This window comes from Lentzea sp. NPDC051208 (genome assembly GCF_040682435.1).
Lineage (GTDB): Bacteria > Actinomycetota > Actinomycetes > Mycobacteriales > Pseudonocardiaceae > Lentzea > Lentzea kristufekii.
This window is the reverse complement of record NZ_JBFBAW010000003.1, coordinates 65,056-83,685: the sequence shown is the minus strand read 5'-3', so window position 1 is coordinate 83,685 and position 18,630 is coordinate 65,056. Positions and strand designations below refer to the sequence as shown.

At 65.3% G+C, this 18,630-nt stretch carries 21 protein-coding genes; 6 read left to right on the top strand and 15 right to left on the bottom strand.

The window, feature by feature from the left end; genetic code table 11:
* Positions 1-2: 2 nt before the first annotated feature.
* The 9 genes from AB0M48_RS07615 to AB0M48_RS07575 form a co-directional block, all read right to left on the bottom strand.
* Positions 3-1,280, bottom strand: a complete 1,278-nt coding sequence (locus AB0M48_RS07615; protein ID WP_363836815.1) for a tyrosine-type recombinase/integrase — start codon at positions 1,278-1,280, stop codon at positions 3-5.
* Positions 1,280-1,459: a helix-turn-helix domain-containing protein gene (locus AB0M48_RS07610; RefSeq protein WP_363836813.1), complete on the bottom strand. Its 180-nt coding sequence runs from the start codon at positions 1,457-1,459 to the stop codon at positions 1,280-1,282. Before AB0M48_RS07610 ends, AB0M48_RS07615 begins: the two co-directional genes overlap by 1 nt.
* An 18-nt stretch (positions 1,460-1,477) precedes the next feature.
* Complete coding sequence (locus AB0M48_RS07605) at positions 1,478-3,088, bottom strand: replication initiator (RefSeq protein WP_363836811.1); 1,611 nt, start codon at positions 3,086-3,088, stop codon at positions 1,478-1,480.
* The gene (locus AB0M48_RS07600; protein WP_363836809.1) at positions 3,085-4,440 is read right to left on the bottom strand and encodes an FtsK/SpoIIIE domain-containing protein; all 1,356 of its coding nucleotides are present in this window, start codon (positions 4,438-4,440) and stop codon (positions 3,085-3,087) included. Before AB0M48_RS07600 ends, AB0M48_RS07605 begins: the two co-directional genes overlap by 4 nt.
* 104 nt (positions 4,441-4,544) lie before the next feature.
* Positions 4,545-4,847 (bottom strand): hypothetical protein, encoded by a 303-nt coding sequence (locus AB0M48_RS07595; protein WP_363836807.1) that lies wholly within the window; start codon positions 4,845-4,847, stop codon positions 4,545-4,547.
* A gap of 111 nt (positions 4,848-4,958) precedes the next feature.
* Entirely contained in the window at positions 4,959-5,150 is a 192-nt protein-coding gene (locus AB0M48_RS07590; protein WP_363836805.1) for a hypothetical protein, read from the bottom strand.
* A gap of 21 nt (positions 5,151-5,171) precedes the next feature.
* A complete protein-coding gene (locus AB0M48_RS07585) occupies positions 5,172-5,591 on the bottom strand; it encodes a hypothetical protein (protein WP_363836803.1) in 420 nt (139 codons plus the stop codon).
* A gap of 2 nt (positions 5,592-5,593) precedes the next feature.
* A complete protein-coding gene (locus tag AB0M48_RS07580; RefSeq protein ID WP_363836801.1) occupies positions 5,594-5,866 on the bottom strand; it encodes a hypothetical protein in 273 nt (90 codons plus the stop codon).
* Positions 5,867-6,134: 268 nt separating this feature from the next.
* A complete protein-coding gene (locus AB0M48_RS07575) occupies positions 6,135-6,611 on the bottom strand; it encodes a hypothetical protein (protein WP_363836799.1) in 477 nt (158 codons plus the stop codon).
* A 210-nt stretch (positions 6,612-6,821) separates the two neighbouring features.
* Here AB0M48_RS07575 and AB0M48_RS07570 point away from each other — a divergent pair, with 210 nt between their 5' ends.
* Together AB0M48_RS07570 and AB0M48_RS07565 are read left to right on the top strand one after the other, a co-directional pair.
* The gene (locus AB0M48_RS07570) at positions 6,822-7,664 is read left to right on the top strand and encodes a GntR family transcriptional regulator (protein WP_363836797.1); all 843 of its coding nucleotides are present in this window, start codon (positions 6,822-6,824) and stop codon (positions 7,662-7,664) included.
* Positions 7,661-8,365 carry an HAD family phosphatase gene (locus AB0M48_RS07565; RefSeq protein WP_363836795.1) on the top strand — a complete coding sequence of 235 codons (705 nt, stop codon included), beginning with the start codon at positions 7,661-7,663 and terminating at the stop codon, positions 8,363-8,365. Before AB0M48_RS07570 ends, AB0M48_RS07565 begins: the two co-directional genes overlap by 4 nt.
* Before the next feature lie 20 nt (positions 8,366-8,385).
* Here the strand turns inward: AB0M48_RS07565 and AB0M48_RS07560 are convergent, their stop codons facing one another.
* From AB0M48_RS07560 to AB0M48_RS07545, 4 genes are all read right to left on the bottom strand, one after another.
* Positions 8,386-9,651, bottom strand: a complete 1,266-nt coding sequence (locus AB0M48_RS07560) for a hypothetical protein (protein ID WP_363836793.1) — start codon at positions 9,649-9,651, stop codon at positions 8,386-8,388.
* Positions 9,648-10,196 (bottom strand): DUF4365 domain-containing protein, encoded by a 549-nt coding sequence (locus AB0M48_RS07555; protein WP_363836791.1) that lies wholly within the window; start codon positions 10,194-10,196, stop codon positions 9,648-9,650. Before AB0M48_RS07555 ends, AB0M48_RS07560 begins: the two co-directional genes overlap by 4 nt.
* Before the next feature lie 920 nt (positions 10,197-11,116).
* Complete coding sequence (locus AB0M48_RS07550) at positions 11,117-12,625, bottom strand: M28 family metallopeptidase (protein ID WP_363836789.1); 1,509 nt, start codon at positions 12,623-12,625, stop codon at positions 11,117-11,119.
* 78 nt (positions 12,626-12,703) lie between these two features.
* Complete coding sequence (locus tag AB0M48_RS07545) at positions 12,704-13,336, bottom strand: GNAT family N-acetyltransferase (RefSeq protein WP_363836787.1); 633 nt, start codon at positions 13,334-13,336, stop codon at positions 12,704-12,706.
* A 45-nt stretch (positions 13,337-13,381) separates the two neighbouring features.
* On the opposite strand from AB0M48_RS07545, the gene AB0M48_RS07540 reads away from it, so the two are divergent.
* Positions 13,382-14,347, top strand: a complete 966-nt coding sequence (locus AB0M48_RS07540) for an NAD(P)H-quinone oxidoreductase (protein ID WP_363836785.1) — start codon at positions 13,382-13,384, stop codon at positions 14,345-14,347.
* Here the strand turns inward: AB0M48_RS07540 and AB0M48_RS07535 are convergent.
* On the bottom strand, positions 14,331-14,975 hold the full coding sequence (locus tag AB0M48_RS07535) for a class I SAM-dependent methyltransferase (RefSeq protein ID WP_363836783.1): 645 nt from the start codon (positions 14,973-14,975) through the stop codon (positions 14,331-14,333). The two genes, AB0M48_RS07540 and AB0M48_RS07535, sit on opposite strands and share 17 nt — an antisense overlap.
* 19 nt (positions 14,976-14,994) lie before the next feature.
* Positions 14,995-16,194 carry a cysteine desulfurase-like protein gene (locus tag AB0M48_RS07530; RefSeq protein ID WP_363836781.1) on the bottom strand — a complete coding sequence of 400 codons (1,200 nt, stop codon included), beginning with the start codon at positions 16,192-16,194 and terminating at the stop codon, positions 14,995-14,997.
* Positions 16,195-16,285: 91 nt separating this feature from the next.
* On the opposite strand from AB0M48_RS07530, the gene AB0M48_RS07525 reads away from it, so the two are divergent.
* From AB0M48_RS07525 to AB0M48_RS07515, 3 genes are read left to right on the top strand one after another with little or no spacing between them, the layout of a single operon-like run.
* Entirely contained in the window at positions 16,286-16,762 is a 477-nt protein-coding gene (locus tag AB0M48_RS07525; protein ID WP_319989793.1) for a bacterial proteasome activator family protein, read from the top strand.
* A gap of 56 nt (positions 16,763-16,818) precedes the next feature.
* On the top strand, positions 16,819-17,649 hold the full coding sequence (locus AB0M48_RS07520) for a class I SAM-dependent methyltransferase (protein WP_363836779.1): 831 nt from the start codon (positions 16,819-16,821) through the stop codon (positions 17,647-17,649).
* Positions 17,650-17,708: 59 nt separating this feature from the next.
* Entirely contained in the window at positions 17,709-18,629 is a 921-nt protein-coding gene (locus AB0M48_RS07515) for an ABC transporter permease (RefSeq protein WP_363836777.1), read from the top strand.
* Position 18,630 lies beyond the last annotated feature (1 nt).

The window sequence follows — 18,630 nt, the reverse complement described above, 5'->3', positions numbered from 1 at the left end:
TCTCAACTCAGTTCGTCGGTGAGCCGTTTCAGGGCCTCCCGCTTGTCTTCAAGAGAGACGGCGGCGTAGATCATCATCGTCACTTCGATGTTCGAGTGGCCGACGATGTCCCGGACGATGTGCGGCGGTACGCCAAGCCTGAGCAGCAGCGTCACGCATGAATGCCGGATGTCGTGGAAGCGCACGCCATCGAGGCCAGCGCGGTTCCGGATCGGGTACCAGCTCGATCGGAGGTATGTCGGATCGATCGGCCCGCCGAGGATCGTCGTGAAGATCAACCCTGACTCCTCCCACCTGTCGCCAGCTGCCTCCGCTTCGTCGTCCTGGAGGTCCCAGTGGTCGACGAGCGCCCAGGCGACAAGCAGCGGCAGCGGCATGACCCGCTCTGACCGGTCTGTCTTCGGCGGGACGAACACGAGCTTCGTGCCGACCCGCTGAAGTGTCTGGCGGATCTGCAACGTCGGTGCGTGCTGCTCTGCGCAGTCTTCGCAGAAGTCGTCCCCGTGTTCCACGCAGGGCTCGTCCCACCCGTCCCAGTCGATGTCCTTCCACCTCAGGCCGAGCAGTTCACCCCGTCGCATTCCGAGGTAGAGCGCCAGGACATACAGCGCCTTCAGTCGATCGTTCTCCGCCGCCCTGAGGAGCGCCTTTGCCTGATCAGCGGCCAGGCCTCGATTCACGTCATACCTAGGCGACCTGACCTGAACGAGCCTGGCGACGTTGCGCGGCACGACCTCCTCCCGCATTGCGTGCGCCAGCGCATTCCGCAGAACAGCGTGGATCTGCTGAATGGTCCGGTCGGAGAGAACCGTCTTGCAGCACTTCCCCTTGGCGCAGCAACGCCGAGCATCCTTCGGCCGGTTGGCGTCAATCTTCTCCGCGCAGCACCGGCAGTCGTTCCGGAGCCGCGTGATGAAGGTCCGGACGTCCTGCGCCGACAACCGGTGGAGCTTCTTCGCCCCGAGGTTGGGCACCAGGTGCCGCCGCACGACCACGCCGTACCCCTCGACCGTCCGAGGTCTCTTCGTCGCGGCCACAGTGGACAGCCAGTACTTGAGATAGCTCTCCAGCGTCCACGTCTCCGCAGCTACCGGGATGCCGGCATCGGAGTCGGCGATCTTCTTCCGGAGCTTCTTCCAGGCCTCCGACTCCGTGGTTGCCGAAACAGTGACGCGCTTGCGATGCCCGGTCGTGGTGAGCACGTAGGCCGCGCCGATCCACATCCCGTCTTTGCGCTGGTAGACGGAGCCCTCACCGTTGGACCGCTTGCCCCCGGCCATCACGCAGCCTCCGAGATCAGGCGAGACAGGTACGCCTGCACCGACGAAGCCGGAACCCGACGACTCCCGCCGATCTTGACGGACACCAGCTCACCAGCCCTGATCAAGTCGAACACCTTCGTCCGCCCCACCCGAAGGGCCCGAGCGACTTCCTCAACGCGATACGCGATGTCGTTCATGTCTTCCCCCTTGGTTGATCAGGCCGCAGTTGCCGAAAGATCTGGAGGCCCAGCCGCGAGCAATGCGCGGTCGTACTCGGCCTTCCACGTCACGCGTTGAGCGATCGCATGCATGAGCAGATGCGCCCGTGGCGGCACGTTCGGATCACCAGGCCGCACCTTGTGCCAGACGAGCCGAGCCGGGTCCTTCTCCGGCTTCTCGATCCCCACGGCCTTGAGCGCCTGGAGCACGAAGCGCTTCCGGTCGGCCTTGTGGTCCGCGAGCGTCTTCCCGGACCAGTTGCGGGACACCAGAACCCGCCGCCCAGGCAGTCCGAGCGTGGCCCTGCGGTGAGCCCTCCCCTTGCACCGTCCTGGGCTCATCCGGGAGTTCGCTCCGCGAGGCTGGACGCCGTAGAGAAGCCAGTTCGCGCACCGGTCCGAGCAGGGTGTGACGGCCAGCTCGTCGGCCAGACGGTCCGCATGCCGGCGTTGCCGTTCGGTGTCCTGCTCGACCACCTCACCGATGGATTTCGTGAGGTACTTCGTCAGGTAGCCGATGTGTCGTCCGGCTTCTTCGGAGCCGCCGAGGATGCCCTTGGAATGCACCTGGTGTCCGAACCTCGCGACGTGCGCCGGTTCCTCGACCTCCGCGTCTTCCCAGGTGGTCAAGGCCTCTCTCGTGTCCGGGTCGATGAACGCCTTGGCGTTGAAGTCCCAGACCGGCAGCCGGTCCACGTAGACCCGTTCGTCGTGGTTGGGCCACCACACCTGGTGATAGGTAGCCGCCGTGACCAGGCGAATCACCTCGTGAGGGATCGAACCGCGGAGTGCCGCGTGCAGGTGCGGAGCAGCGCGTTTCTGAGGCTCAACCGTGGCGAAGTACTGCACGTCCCAGCCAGCGACCCGCCGAAGGTTCTGCCACCACCGGTCAACGAGTGACGCGAAGTGCACAGCATCCCTTGCCGCACGGCGGTAGTCGTAGCTGTCCGGGTCCACAGGCGTGCCGTCGTCGCGCACCTTGCCGTAGGTGTCGAGGGTGAGCGTCACGAACATCGAGGGACGGAAGGCTCCCGCGAACTCCCGTCCAACCGTCCGCTTCTCTACACGCCGCCGAGGTAGGTCCGGCGCATCCTGCCGACGCTTCGTCGAGCGCTTCACAGGCCGCTTGCCGGGATCGTCCGGCGAGGGCAGGCGACCACGGACGCCGAGTTGCCGAAGTTCTTCGTCGACGCTGTGGATCTCCTCCCGCAGCTCGTCCGCCTCAGCCGAGTTGCCCTCCTCCTTGAAGGCCTTCATGAGGTCAGCGCGGTACTCCAACAGCTCTGTCTGGTCCTTTGTGGGCGGTTCCGGGGTGAAGTCGGGCTCCACCTCCATGTGCCATCCCTCGCGGCACTGAGCCATCCGCAAGGCCTTGGCTTTCTTGGCGCAGGGCTTGCAGACGCTCTCGACCGTCGAGCCGCACGGAACCGCGACGTAGCGGATTTCGTAGGACTCGTGGTCTTCGACTTCCATCGTGAACGGCCGGACGCATACGCCGTGCTGCTCAGCGGCAGCCTTGGTGACGTCCAGCGCGGCAGGCTGCCTCATCCGTTCCGCGCGCGTCTGGCCCGCAACATCGCCGGGAAACGTGGTGACGTTCGTGCTCATGCCGCCTCCCTCTGGTCGTGGCTTGCCGGGAACTCGTGGACGGTCGCCGGGGCGAGGAACAGCCCGAGCTCAACCAGGTCCGCGTCCGTCACGTGGAAGGCTCGAGCCCGGTCCGGTTCGCGCTGCCCGTCCTCCTTGAGCCAGGCGACGCCGGGCGTGTTCTCGCTGATCTCGTGAGCAGCCGCGCCGCGTTGCCGGACACCGTCGCCTAGGACCATGTCCACCTGGATCGGCTCGTCGAGGCGCAGCGCCACGCGAGTCGTGAACAGGTGCCGGAAGCTCACGACTTCCTTGCGGGGGTCCTGCACCAGCGCCACCGTGGCCACACCGGGAGCCCGTCCCTGTGAGCTGATCGTCTGCACTGCACGGGCAGCGCGTTCCCGGAGTTGCTTGTCCTGCTGGTAGGCGATCAGGTCCGCCAGTTCGTCGACCACCAGGACCGTGAACGGCTCACCAGCGGTACGCGTCCACAGCCGACGAACGCCCCGGTACCGCGAAGCACGAGCCTTGACCTCCGCCGCGATCTCTTCGAGCAGCTCGACAGCGTCCGGCCCGTTGTCGTAGACGACCTTGTCGAAGGCGTCCGGGCACTGGCCAAGTTCCATCCCGCCCTTGGGATCGATGCCGACGAGGCGAACCAGGCCGGCGCGAATCGCGGGGGCGAGCTGCCAGACGATCGACCAGAGCACCGAGCCCTTGCCTGCACCAGGCACACCGACAACGAGGACCTGTGAGCCGAGGAGCTTCAGCCGCCACGGCCGACCGGTCTCCGTGACCCCGATGACCAGCCGCTTCAGGTCCACTTCCGCGGAGTCGTCGAGCCGAGGAACGCTCACCGGCCGGGCGAGCGGGTCAGCGTGGATGAAGTCGAGTTCGAGCAGCCGAGGCTTCAACACGCGCACCCGGCAGGACCGAGCGTTGAACGAGTGCGCCAGGTTGTCCCGACGCGCTTCCCACTGCTCCGGAGCCTGCGCCGGGATCATCCGCACCCGGACCTTGTCCCGCCAGCCCTCAGCCCGGACGCGCCGCAGCTCAGGCCGGTACTCCTTGCCTTTGTGTTCCTTGGCGAGGTCCGCCAGCCGCATGACCGTCCGCCATTTCGGCACGTAGACGGTGGCCCGCCGCCACTCAGTGACGACGCGGTACCAGCAGTGCCGGAGGAAAGACGGCCGATGAAGCCCGAACCAGATCAGCAGTCCGGCAACGAGCGTGAGCAGCGCCAGCACGAGCGGCGAGAGCCCGAACTCCCGATAGGCCGCGAGCCCGACGACGACCAAGCCGGCCACGACCGGGTACCGCACGACGACGAGCACCAGGCGGACGCCGAGCCACACGGCGAACCCAGCCAGCACAAACGGTGCCGCAACAACCTTCGCCCACCGAGGCAGCCAGATCCACCAAGGGAAACGCGGCCGAGCGCCCTCGAACGGAGCCGGATCGACCCACTTCGTCCCGCTCATGCCGCACCGTCCAGGCACGAGACGCAACGGAACACCATGCCCGTGCTCGGAATGAACCCCACCGGCTTGAAGGCGCTCAACCCGTTGCCACACAAGCGCTTGCACGTCAGGCACTCGAACCCTTCGGCCTGAGCCTGAGTGAGTTCGAGGCTGACCAATCCGCCGCCGTCAACCATCACCGTGTAGGTGTCGACAGCCTGCAAACGCTCCACCATCACGGCGAACCGGTCCTGTCGACTTGACGCACCCCAGGTGCGCGCAGATACCCTATGCATGACTCGAATCTCCTTGTGTCCCAACGATTTCAGGGTCGTTCGAGTCGGTGTACGTCGCCGGGAACAGTCAAGGCCCGCCAAGACTTTGGACTGTTTCCGCGCGACACACACCAACGCTGTTTGTTCAGTTGTGGATCAGCTCTGAGCGAGCTTCTTGGCGAGCGCCTTGCACCAGGAGCAGAGCGGCCGTTTCTCCGTCTTGCGGAACCACCCGCTACCCAGACACCGCGAGCAGTTCCGGTACTCCATCCGAACCCGCCCGGTCACCGGGTGCTTCGCGGTCAGGTTCATGCGGTACATCAACCGAGCCAGCAGGCGAGGCCTCACCGGCACCACCGCCTAACGCGGCTAGATGTGCGGAAGCCCGCAGCAGCACCGGCCACAGTCACACCGGCAGGCATCGAGGATCGGGCCGAATCCCAACGCCTTGCGCACCGACAACCCGAGCGGTACCGCCATCACGTGCAGCACCTCGAAGTTCGCCCGGATCAGCCACCGCGACGACCGCAGCCCGTCCGGCGAGACCCAGTACCGCCACGGCCGTTCCTGCTCCGGCCAGAACGGCACTCGCTGAACCAACCCACAGCGGCGCAAGCGCTCCATCCGCCGGTAGACGGTCCACAGCGGTTGCCGAAGAAACTCGGCTAGCTTCGGCACGGTCCACAAGCTCCACGGATCATCGAGCAGGGCCACCAGCATCAGCTGAACCTGCACGTCGTCCGCGAACTCACCGAGCACCGCGTCAGACAGCTGGAGTTCATCGAGCATGGCTAGCCCCGCTCCATCAGTGGCGCAGGCGTGTTCCCGACCCAGCCAGCACCTTTGGACGGTTCGAGCACCGCAGCCAACAGGCCGGCGTGCTGCGACAGCGTCCGCAGGAACGCCGCCAACTGCTCCCGACCTTCAGGCCCGTCCGGCACATGGATAGCGATCTGCGCCGGATCGAGGTTCAGCCGCAGGCAATGTTCCGCAGCGGCCGAGTCGGGCCACGCCACGATGTCCGCCGACGCCGCAGGACCAGGCGAGATCATGAGCTTCAACATCACGACTCCTCCCCAGAACGGGACTGTTCAAGCCGCGCGCGACGCTCGAACTCCTCAGCGGCGATGGAGCAGGCGTGACGAGCCCAAAGCGGCACCGCCAGATCAGCGACCAAGATCCGCCACGCCTCCGCCACCGCGGAGTAGCCCAGAGCCAGACGAAGAAGTGCCTGCTTGTCGCCTGTACGGGATGCCGCAAACAAGGCCGTCGTCTGCTCCGCATACGCGGTGTTCCACCGGGCGACCGCCTCACGCGACGGCCGCGCCACTGTTAGGCCGCCGACTTCTGATCGATCTGACCCTGCTGACCCGCAGGCTTGTTCTCACGCTTGGGCGGAGCCCCGACCTGAGGCGCGCTGATACCCGTGGCCCGGATCGTGAAGCCCTGGTACTTGAACCGGTCCCCCATGACGCGCGGCTCGACCGTCAGTCCCTCGAACGCGACCGGCCGGACCTCAACGCCGGGCATGACCTGCACGGCCTGAGGCGGGACAGGCTGAACGTCCGCTAGCACGGTGATCGTGACCGACGCGTCCCGCTCCTTCTCCGCCGACGGATCGGTGACGACGACCTTCCACTGCCGCTTGCCGGACCGCTCGTCAACCTTCTGCTTGACCTGCTTGCCGCGCGCCTTGTCCTCGTTGCTCATGTACTCCATATCCGGAGCGACCACACCGACCATCAGCGCGCCCTGCGGAAAGACCTGGTCAAACGCCGCATCGAAGCGCGTGCCGTACGGAACCGCCATGACAACCTCCCTAGCCCTGCTAGCCCGCCTGTACGACCTAGCCAAGTTAGAATCTAGCTAGGTTGTCTAGCCAAGTCAAGCAACAAGCACGTTGTCCTGGTTGAGCTAGCTCGCTAGGCGGGCTAGACGAGTGTTTGTAGCGGCCAGTAGCGTTGCAGTAGCGCCAATTTGGGCGACTTCAGACGTAAGTTAGGCACCTGGAGGACCGCAGTGGCTCTGGATCCCGACGACCCGCGACCGCCATATGTGCAGGTGGCGAACGCGCTTCGGGCCGCCATCCTCACCAAGGTGTTCAAGGCCGGCGACAAGCTGCCTTCACGCGCCGAGTTGGCGAAGAAGTATGAAGTCGCGCCGATGACCGTGCAGAACGCACTCCGCGAACTACGCGACGAGGGCCTGATCGTCTCCCGACAGGGCAGCGGCGTCTTCGTCCGCGAGCGCACCGAACGCCCAGTAGGCCTCCGTCCGCACATCGAGCGAGCGTTCGAGGCCGAGCACGTGGTCATCGACTTCGCCGGCTTCTCTGGCGAGACGCTGCAAGGCGTCATGCAGGAGCCGCTGGACAAGATCCGAATCGGTCGGTTGACACCCGCCTCGGTCAACATCCGGATGCTCGTCCCCGATACGTCTCAGCCGTGGGCGATCCCGTGCCAGGTCGAGGACTTGCAGGACAGCCCGGGCTTCCGCAAGCGCATGGAAGAGATCATGCGCCGCCACACTCTCGCGATCGTCGACAGCGTCCAGGAACTCGGAGACCTCGGCCTGGTCAAAGACGTCTCCGTCGAGATCAAGGTTCACCGGGCCGCGCCGCTGTTCAAGCTCTACCTGCTCAACAACGAGGAAGCCTTCTTCGGCTTCTACCCCGTTCGCGAGCACGTGATCCGCTTCGATGGCGAACCGAAGCCGATCTACGACCTTGTGGGCAAGGAAGCCATCCTGTTCCACCACAGCGTCACCGACGACGACACCAGCACTGGCAGTCAGTATGTCGAACAAGCCCGCATGTGGTTCGACTCGATGTGGGGCACAGTTTCGGTGGAGTACGTCCGATGACTAGCAATCGCCTTTTTGTCGATGATCAAGCGAAGATTCGGCGCGTCTTGCTCGACGCAGATGCCCTGCTGCTGGACTTCGATGGTCCGATCTGTTCAGTGTTCGCAGGGTTTCCGGCTCCTGCCGTAGCTGAACAACTACGAGAGATTCTTGCCGGGGGCGGACACTCTGACCTTCCTGACGAGATTCAGACGACCGGTGACCCTTTCGATGTATTGAGCTTCGCAGCAAACCTAGGCGACGATGAGGCGCTTTACACCGAAGCAGCCCTGCGCGCCCACGAGGTTGAAGCAGTAGCGACGGCCGAGCCCACAATGGGTGCACACGATCTTATTCGACAATGGCATTCAAATGGGCGAAAACTTGCAATTGTCAGCAACAACAGCGCCACTGCTATCGAGGCATATCTCCATCACCATGAGCTGAAATCATACATTGACTACGTTTCAGCCCGCACAGATCCAAATCCGTTCCTGCTGAAGCCAAGTCCGTTCCTGCTACATCAAGCTGCGAACATGCTCGGTCTCGCGACCATGGAATGCGTCCTACTTGGCGACTCACTAACGGACATCCAGGCGGCCCAAACAGCTCAAATGCCAGTGATCGGTTATGCCAACAAGCCAGAAAAAGTCGATTTGTTCATAGCCGAGAATCCCAGCGCGATCACGACGACCATCGACTTGCTGGCAATCCTGAGGTAGTCCCGGTCGCCTAGTACCACCTACTCGCGCATTGACTCAATGGCAATATTGCCCTCGAAAGTAAATGAGCGCTTCCTGCGATCAATATCGCCTGTAATAGCGATTGGGAACTGCTCCCTATATGCACGAATGGCGAGGTCGTGCTCTGCGCCTGCCAAACGCACTTTGAACACTCGCTCCCGATTTCTCTCGAACACGCCTCGAACAGTGACCATAGCTTCATCCGCGTCGTCAGATTGATCTGAACGCTCAAGCTTTGTGACGCGCCCGAAGACTGTTGCTCGCTCAATGTCTGGACGTTCCCGAAGCCGATCCCGGATGTTAATCAAGCGCGGGATCTGATCGCGCCCAAAGGTCACTCTTTCGATTGCAGGATGCTCCCGAGAAACCGCAGGCGCCCATTTAAAATTCAGATCGAGCGTGCGCAATCCGGCAAACCTAGTCATCTCGTCTAACGAATCACACAGCATCGCACTGACCCCACTGTCCACAGCAGAGTCAAGGCCAGCAAGAGAATCTTCACTTGCGAGTCTTGCGGTCGTTCTTAATGCGCTAGCAAGCGTGGACATCACTCGCCGCTGAAACGGGGGAATAGCTAATTCTTCGCGCTGACGTTCCTCATACGCGGTCCGATTGGTGACGATTCCCGAACTCTTTAATGTCTCCCGCAATAGCTCGACGTCCGGAGCCTCTATGGCGGTGGAATCAGCCGCGCTAAGCGCAAGCGGCTCTGCCTGTTCAGGAACGATCGTTTCATCCTCATCCAGCCGGGTAATCACGGTCAGAATGAAGCTTCCTCTTTGCGTATGTCCCATGCGGACTTCTTCTTCAACAAAGTTCCGCACAATGTCCGGACGGCGTCCCGTGTAGTTAGCACGCCGCTCGATTGTTGACCACGCCGCAGCAGTCAATAACTTCGCAGTCCCTGAAATCAGCTGCTCGGCTTGCTTTAGCGGGATGCTGTCGTATCGAATCAGCTGATCTGCTCGAATGTACAACAGATCAGACTTAGTGCCAAGAACACTACTCGCAAGTTGAAAGTAATCCCAATCATGAAACAACGAGAGGCGCTTCAATACAATATCAAATCGCCGATCGAAATCTACAAACGTCTGATCAAGAGGAAGCCTTATCTGCGCACGAGTGGTCGAGCCTTCTCTGAGTGACCACAATTCGCTGATCTCATCACCAGAATCCAGACTCCAGCCACTCACGGCAAGGAACCCTGCGACCGCACGAGGGGTGATGGCAAGATCGGCGGGAAGCTGATCCAAGACGTATGTCATGGTCTCCCTCCGTCCGCGACCCGCTGAAGTATGCCCAGTAGCTGTTCGACGTTGAAGACGTTACTCTTCGGTAGCCTGACAGTCTTCGACTGGTTGTCGGTAAGTGGTTGCCCCGTCATGCCGACCCAGTAGGCACATCTAACTAGCTGTAGCGAGTCTTCGCTCTGCGTTACCCACTCTTCTACACGTTCGGGTACCACCATCACGACCAAGATCGCTTTGTTGTAGCGACGCTCGGACGCCAGCTGGTTGTGGTTGGTCTGCTCAAGCGGCCATGCAACATGATCATCACGAACACGGTCTCTCTGAGCCGTGCACTTTAGCTGTATGTCTAGTTCCACGCCGTCTAGCAGCTCATGTTCCGCCTCCTGCATGACAACCGCATCGACACTGTTATTGTCTATCTTTATGTGGTCGAGCTTGCATCGTGCAGCGGTAACAACCGCATGCGCATAGGCGATGCTGATTTGCTCTTTGCAGTGATTTGGATGCAGGCTTCCGAATGGTGCCCCCGACGGATGCACAGTAGGAAATATGGCGGTCACTACTGGAGCGAAGCACACGAGCACTGACTCAGGGGAGTTGCTTGACTAAATGGTGATGTGGATCAGCACCTACTTCACCTGACCAGAGCAGCGAACGACACGATTGGCCTATCGGCAAGCGCGTTCGAATCAAGATCGCTCGCGGCCTGTCGCTTTGGCGTCGTCGGAAGTGCTGCCGAACTTGGCTCTATGGGATCAAGGCGCGCCGCCGTCGGCGGCGCGCACGGGGCCTGTCACCTCGGCACCGGCTCCCCATCCATCCCGGCACGCCGGGCTCCCGCTTCGCTCCGCCCGTCGGCCGTGCGGCGCGGCCGGCGTCCCTCCACGGCAGCGCGCCACCGACGGCGACACCCAGGAGCTCCCAGCACCCAGGCGTCAGGACGATCGCGCGGTCCAAGACCTGACCGAGCCGGGCACGGCGATCGACGCCCGCCAACGCTCCGCGTCATCGGCCACCGGACATGCCAAAGCCGCCCCACCGAGGACCAGCGGGATGGGACAGCCACCAGGCCAGCCACCAGAACGAGGTGTAGCGACGGGTGTAGCAACGGTCCGGGACGGGTTGGGACGGGACAGCACCCCTGACCAGGCGAGACCGATAACCGCGGACTAGACCGAACAACCCTGGACAGCCAGATGCAGCCTTGAAAGCGGGAGACGGGCAACCGTCCGGGGGTTCAAATCCCTCCGCTTCCGCAAGTGGGCGAGGTGTGTCGACGGGAAGCGTCGACCTCACCTCGCTCCAGGAGTTTTCGGGGGCTGGTGCCCCATTGCTTTCGTCCGGCATAGCTGAGGCGTGCGCAGTGATGCCTTTCTGAGCAGCGGCGATGAATTGCCCGGCAAGGCATGCGCAACCCGCCCCGAACGAACGAAGCGGCGGCGCCCAGAGGACACCGCCGCCGTTGATCAGGACAAGCGAACTACGAGACGGCCAGGTGGTTGTGGTCGTCGTGCGCGGCGGACTGCATCAGAGCCGCGGAAGAACGGACCTCAGCGCGAGCCGAACGCGGCGGCACGCCGTTGACGTCCTCTGTGGACACGCCGTAGGCCGCTGTCACGAACGCGATGGCGCCGGCGTTGCGGCCCAGGGCCACGCGGTCGACGTTGCCGAGGTTGTCGCACTTCGAGTGGTAGCACGGGTCGTAGGCGACGCCTGCCGTGCCGCCCCACTTGGCTGCCTGTGCCTCGGTCTTGACGCCCTCGGCGCCGGTGAACAGGCCGCCGGCGGGGATGCCCTGCGCGATGAACTCGCCGTAGTCCGAGCGGCCCGAGAAGTCCGTGCCCTCGGTGGGGACGCCCTTGGCGGCGAAGTAGTCGGCGAAGGCCTTTTCGATCTGGGCCGAGCCGTACGGGCCCTCGCCCGCGCCCACGCCGTCGGAGTTGTCGCCGTCGTAGATGAAGTACGCGGCGTTCGGGGAACCGACCATGTCGAAGTTCAGGTACAGGGCGATGTCCAGCTGCTGTTCGAACGTCAGCGAGCGGACCCACTCCTCGGAGCCGATGAGGCCGCGCTCTTCCGCGCCCCACCAGGCGAAGCGGATGGCGTTGTCGACCTTCGGGCGGGCGCCGAGCTGCAGGGCCGTCTCGAGGAGCGCGGCGGAGCCGGTGCCGTTGTCGTTGATGCCCGCGCCCAGTTCGACGCTGTCGAGGTGGGCACCGGCCATGACGACGTTGTTCTTGCGGCCGGTGCGGGTCTCGGCGATGACGTTGCGCTGGGTGCGGGTCTCGTTGTGGTAGCGCATGTCCACGGTGACCGAGGCGCCTGCCTTGCCGGCGAGCGTGGTGCCGTCGGCCTGGGAGATGCCGCCGGTCGGGATCTTGCCGGGGTTGGTCAGCGTCACGTTGGCCAGCGGGCCCGCCGTGTTGTTCGAGACCAGCACGGCGACGGCGCCCGCGGCGAACGCGTTGAGGTGCTTCTGCTCGAACGTGCATCCGCCGCGGCGGATGAGGGCGACGGAGCCGGTGAAGTTCTGGCCGGCGAAGTCGGTCGCCTCGCAGCCCGTGGTGGTGTCCTCGGGAACGACGCGCAGCGGGCCGGTGATGCCGCCGGCCGGGGTCTGGGGTGAGGCGGTCAGGATGAGCGCCTGGTAGTTCACGCCGTCGACGCGGGCGGTCTCGGCGTCGGTGACGGGGACTTCGAAGCTGAAGTTCGGCGTCGTGACGATGAAGCCCTGGTCACGCAGCTTGCCCGCGACGTAGTCGACGCTCGCGTCGTAGCCGGGCGTCAGGGCCGCGCGGTTGCCGCCGTTGCGGTCGGCGATGCGCTGGAACGCGATGAGGTGCCGGTTGACACCCTCGACGGTCACCTTCTTCGCGAGCTTCTTGGCGAGTTCGGGGCCTGCCGGTTCGGCGGCGGACGCCGTGGCGGTGGGGGCAGCGACTAATGCCGAGATGGCAAGCACAGCCGCCAGCTTGGTTCTGCCGGACATGAACGTTCCCCTTCGTTCGAGATGGCTGAACCCTCACAAAAGGGAGACGCAGGCCACAATCCGTCGGTCGGCGGGAGTTCAGGTGGTGATCAGGTGAACACACTCCGCTAGCCCCTCGACCGCGACGTTCCATTCCGGGCGCACGAAATTCGCCTCGTCCAGACGCAATCGCACGTGCTCAAGGCGTTCTCCGCGTGGTGCCACACCGATCGTGCCGTCGTGCACGTACCCGAGCTTGGCGCTGACCCGGTTCGAGGCGTGGTTGCCCTGCCAAGCCGCCGAACGAGCGATGTGCGCGCCCAGGTGGTCGAACGCGAACTGCAGCACGCCGACACGCATCTCCGTGCCGAGACCGCCGCCCTGGAACTCCTTGCCGAGCCACGAGCCGGTGTTCACCTCGCGCAGCACGCCGAAATCGCGCGCGCCCAGCTCCTGCACACCGATCACCTTGCCCTCGTGCCGCACGAGGAAGCAGATCGCCCAGTCCTTGGCCGCCAGCTTGGCGCGCATGCCCCAGAAGAACTGGACCATGCCGAACCCGTGGTCGTCGGCGAGGCTGTCGGTCCACGGCACGTTGAACGGCATCTCGGCCGGGTCGTGCACGCCCGCCTTGGCGACCTCGACGAGTTCGAACAGGCCGGAGTCGTCGTCCGGGCGCAACTCCAGGCGCGGGGTGCGGAGAACCAGATGTCGTAGCGGCCAGGCGTCCATGATCCGATGGTGCCGGACCTGTCGAACGGTATTACGGTCGACCGCATGCGTGCCATCACTGTTCGCGAACCCGGCGGCCCGGACGTGCTCGAGTGGACCGAGGTCGCAGACCCGGTGCCGGGCGAGGGCGAGGTGCTGATCGACGTCGCCGCGAGTGCGGTCAACCGCGCGGACCTGTTGCAGCGACAGGGTTTGTACCCACCGCCACGCGGCGCGTCGGACATCATCGGGCTGGAGTGCTCCGGCACGATCGCCGCGGTCGGCGAGGGCGTGACCGGGTGGAACGTCGGTGACGAGGTGTGCGCGCTGCTGGCCGGCGGCGGCTACGCGGAGAAGGTCGTCGTGCCCGCGGTCCAGGTCCTGCCCGTCCCGGCGAACGTCGACGTCGTCACGGCGGCCGCGCTGCCCGAGGTCGCGTGCACGGTGTGGTCGAACGTCGTGATGGACGGCCGGCTCAAGCTCGGCGAGACGTTCCTCGTGCACGGCGGTGCGGGCGGCATCGGCACGCACGCGATCCAGGTGGCCAAGGCACTCGGCGCGACCGTCGCGGTCACCGCGGGATCGGACGAGCGGCTGCGCAAGTGCGCCGAGCTCGGCGCGGACATCACGGTCAACTACAAGACGCAGGACTTCGTCGCCGAGGTCGAGCACGCGGACGTCGTCCTCGACAACATGGGCGCCTCCTACCTCCCCCGCAACATCGACGTCCTCGCCCCGGACGGCCGGTTGATGATCATCGGCATGCAGGGCGGCGTGAAGGGCGAACTGCCGATCGGCAAGCTCCTCGCCAAGCGCGCTTCCGTGATGGCGACGGGTCTGCGCGGGCGCAGCGTCGACAGCAAGGGCGCGATCGTCGCCCAGGTCCGCGAACACCTGTGGCCGTTGATCGAGAGCGGTGCGGTCAAGCCGATCGTCGGCCAGGTCGTGCCGATGTCGAACGCCGCCGAAGCGCACCGCCTGCTGGAGGCGAGCGACGTCTTCGGCAAGGTCCTGCTCAAGCGAGAGCGGTAGCCACGGCCAGCGCGGTCCGGGGAGCCGTGCGGAACTCCAGCCCGAACTCCTCGGACCACCGCGTCAGCACCGCCTGCTCGTCCGGGCGGTCGGCGTCGTCGGCCAGCACCGTCGCCCCCGGCGCCAGCACGGCACTGAGCACGGGCAGCGCCGGATAGCGCGAGTCGCCGAACCCCGGCCCGTCCACCAGGAGCAGGTCCACCAGGCCGAAACGCTCGACGTACCCGAGCACTTCGTCGTGCACCTGCTGCGGCGCGTACCACTGGCCGTGCCGCGACAACGCCGCCGGATGCCGCGACAACGGCGCGTGCACCACGCGGGCAACGGAGCCGAGACCTTCGCGGCGCACTTGTGAGGCAACGAAAGCAGCCATGCGTTCGTCGTGCTCGATCGACAGCAGGTGCCCGAATCCCCGCTGCTGCAACAAACGCGCCAGCAGGACCGAGGACGACCCGCAGCCCAGTTCCACCAGGACGGTCCGGGCGCCCAGCACGATCTCGTCCATCACGGCGACGAGCGCCGCCGCCCGCAGGTCGCCGGAGAGCTGCGGCAGGTACTCGGTGTTCAACGAGCCGAGGCGCTGCAGGGCCGAGAGATCCGCGAGCTCGCGAGCCAGCGAGTCGTCCAACGATGATCTCCCAAATCCCTCAGCCGAGTTCGGCCACCGCCCGCACCAGGTCGTCCATCTCGACCGCGTTCGTGTAGTGCGCGAGCCCGATGCGGATGGCGCCGCCGATCTCGCCGACGCCCAGCACCGAGAACACGCCGTGCTGACCGGGGTCGGCGAACGCGCAGACGCCCCGCGACGCGAGGTGTTCGACGCCGTCCTCCGCCTTGACCCCGGCGATCGAGAACGCCAGCGCGGGCACCCGCCGCATGGCGTCGCCGATCACCATCACGTGTCGCAGCGAACGCAGTTCGTTGATCAGATTAGCGAGCAGCCCGGCCTGGTAGGCCTTCACCGATCCCAACGACGTGAGCAGCCGCTCGCGGCGCGTGCCGGAAGCCGCGTCGTCGAGGTCCGCCAGGTACTCCACCGAGGCAACGAGCCCGGCGAGCATCGGATACGCGTGCGGGCCGAGCTCCAGCCGCTCCGGGCCGCGCGCCATCGGGTCGACCGAGACCGACGGCAGCCGCTCCAGCACCGACGGGTCGCGGAACACCAGCGCGCCGACCGGCGGACCGCCCCACTGGCCGGCGGACAGAGCCACGACGTCCGCACCCATGCCAACGATGTCCAACGGCACGAAAGGCGCCGCAGCGGAGGCGTCCACCACCATCATCGCGCCGTGCGCGCGAGCCACCGCGGAGATCTTGCCCAGGTCCGGCCGGGTGCCGACCACGCCGGACGCCGCCGTGATGGCGATCAGCTTGGTGCGGTCGGTGACCAGGTCGTCGAACTGCCAGCTCGGCAGCTCGCAGGTCTCGATGTCGATCTCCGCCCACTTGACCGCGCTGCCGGTGCGCTGGGTGGCGCGCAGCCACGGTGCGATGTTCGCGGGGTGGTCCAGGCGGGAAACCAGGACCTCGTCGCCCATGAACCAGTCGTCGGTCATCGCGTCGGCGAGACGTTGCAGCAGCACAGCGGAGGAGGGGCCGAGCACGACACCGGCGGGATCGCCGCCGACGAGGTCCGCGACGGACCTGCGGGCGGCGTCCACGATGCCCTGGGCACGCTGGGACGCGGGAAAGATGCCACCGGGTCCGGAGACCGGGGCGCGCAGCGCGGTGGAGACGGCGGTGGCGACCTGCTCGGGCACCTGCATGCCAGCCGGTGCGTCGAGATGGACCCAGCCGTCGCCGAGCGCGGGGAAGAGCCCTCGTACCCGTGCGACGTCGAACGCCATGACACACACCGTACGTATGCGAGCAAACACGGCAACTACCAGCCCCACCCCGATTAGTTTCGAAAACGTGAATCGCGCGAGGATGGAGACCATGAACCAGGAGCAGCCCGTCGTAATCGTCGGCGGCCAGGACGGCGACATCGCCGACCTCGTCGAACAGCCGGCGAAGGTCATGCGGATCGGCACGATGATCAAGCAGCTGCTGGAGGAGGTGCGGGCGGCGCCTCTGGACGAGGCCAGCCGCAACCGTCTCAAGGAGATCCACAAGCGGTCCATCGAGGAGCTCGAGGACGGCCTGGCGCCGGAGCTGCGCGAGGAGCTGGAGCGCCTGTCGCTGCCGTTCACCGAGGAGGGCACCCCCTCCGACGCCGAGCTGCGCATCGCGCAGGCTCAGCTCGTGGGCTGGCTGGAGGGCCTCTTCCACGGCATCCAGACCGCGTTGTTCGCCCAGCAGATGGCGGCACGGGCCCAGCTGGAGCAGATGCGCGGCCGTGCGCTTCCCGCCGGCAGCGGCGGCGAAGGTAACGAAGCCGGAACAACAGGCAAAGGGACGGGGCAGTACCTCTAGCTGAGCCATGCGGTGGTGGCTCTACGATGCGCTGACCGTTCTGGAGAGGAGCCACCGTGCTCGACCGAGTCCGCAATGGCCTGCAGGCCAAGCAGCTTCGTCACAAGCTTCGTGTCAAAGCGCTCGAACTCATCCAGGACGCGTTGAAGCCGCAGCAAGAGCAGATCGAACGGATCCAGGCCCAGCTGGACGGCCTGCGCGACGAGGTCGCGCAGCAGGCGAACCGGATCGTCGACCACACCGCGGGCCACGAGGTGCGGGCCCGCCGCGACATCGTGTTCGCCGCGGACAGGGAAGCGGCGCTGCAGAGCGCTCAGTTCGTGCACAAGAACATGCCGCGGGTCCCGCACTTCGGCTCACCGCGGGAGACGCTCGAGTTCGCGCTGGCCCAGACGCCCGAGGGCGGCATGGCGCTGGAGTTCGGCGTCTACACCGGTGGCACGCTCAAGATCATCGCGAACGCCAGGGAGGGCGCCGACGTCTACGGCTTCGACTCCTTCGAGGGTCTGCCGGAGAACTGGCGCAACGGGTTCCCCGCCGGCACGTTCACGATGGACGGCCTGCCGGACGTGCCCGGTGCCGAGCTCATCGCCGGGTGGTTCGACGAGACGCTGCCGAAGTTCCTCGCCGACCACGAGGGCCCCGTCACGTTCCTGCACGTCGACTGCGACCTGTACTCGTCCACCAAGACCGTTCTCGACCTCGTCGGGCCCCGTCTGGTCGAGGGCAGCGTCATCGTCTTCGACGAGTACTTCAACTACCCGCAGTGGCAGGACCACGAGCACAAGGCCTGGCTGGAGCACGTGGCGGCGCACGGCGTGGAGTTCGACTACCTCGGGTACACCTACGACCACGAACAGGTCATCGTAAAGGTGATCAAGGTCTGATCGCACCGTGACCGACCGGTGAGCATGCCGGTCGGTGGTCGCCGGTACGCTCAGTCCTCGTGCAAGCCACCAGTACACCCGACCAAGCAGAGGCGCCCCCTGCCGTCAAGTCGCGCAGCTTCAAACGCGCGTTCGCGGACGTGCGGGAGGCGTGGGACCACCGTGAGCTGTGGGGCCACCTCGGCTGGCAGGACATCAAGCAGCGCTACCGCCGTTCGGTCATCGGCCCGTTGTGGATCACCATCTCGATGGGCACCACGGCGCTGGCGCTGGGCTTGCTGTACTCGGTGTTGCTCGGCGCGGAGCTGCCGGCCTTCCTGCCGTACATCACCGCGGGCTTCATCGTCTGGAACTTCATCCTCGGCTGCATCACCGAGGGTACGGACGTGTTCATCGCCAACGAGGGGCTGATCAAGCACCTGCCGGCGCCGATCACCGTCCACGTGATGCGCATGGTGTGGCGCCAGATCCTGTTCCTTTTGCACAACCTCGTGATCTACGTGATCGTCATGCTGATCTTCTTCGGCACGCTCTCCGAGCCGTACCGGATGACCGAGAACGGCCCGCTTCAGCCCGGACTGAGCTGGACGATCGCACTGGCGATCCCCGGCTTCGTCCTGCTGGCGGTCAACGCCGTGTGGGTCTCGTTGCTGTTCGGTGTCATCAGCACGCGCTTCCGCGACATCCCGCCGGTCGTGAACAGCTTCATCAACCTCGTGTTCTTCATGACGCCGATCGTCTGGGACGCGAGCATCCTGACGAAGGTCACCAAGGGCAACCCCGATGACGGTGCCTGGCGCATGTGGATCGCAGAGCTGAATCCGGTGTACCACTTCGTCGAGATCGTCCGTGCCCCGATGCTCGGTCACACCGTCGACTGGCACCACTGGGCGATCGTCGGCGGCTTCACAGTGGTCGGCTGGTTGCTCGCACTGGTCATCCTGCGCAACTACCGCGCCCGCGTTTCCTACTGGGTCTAGA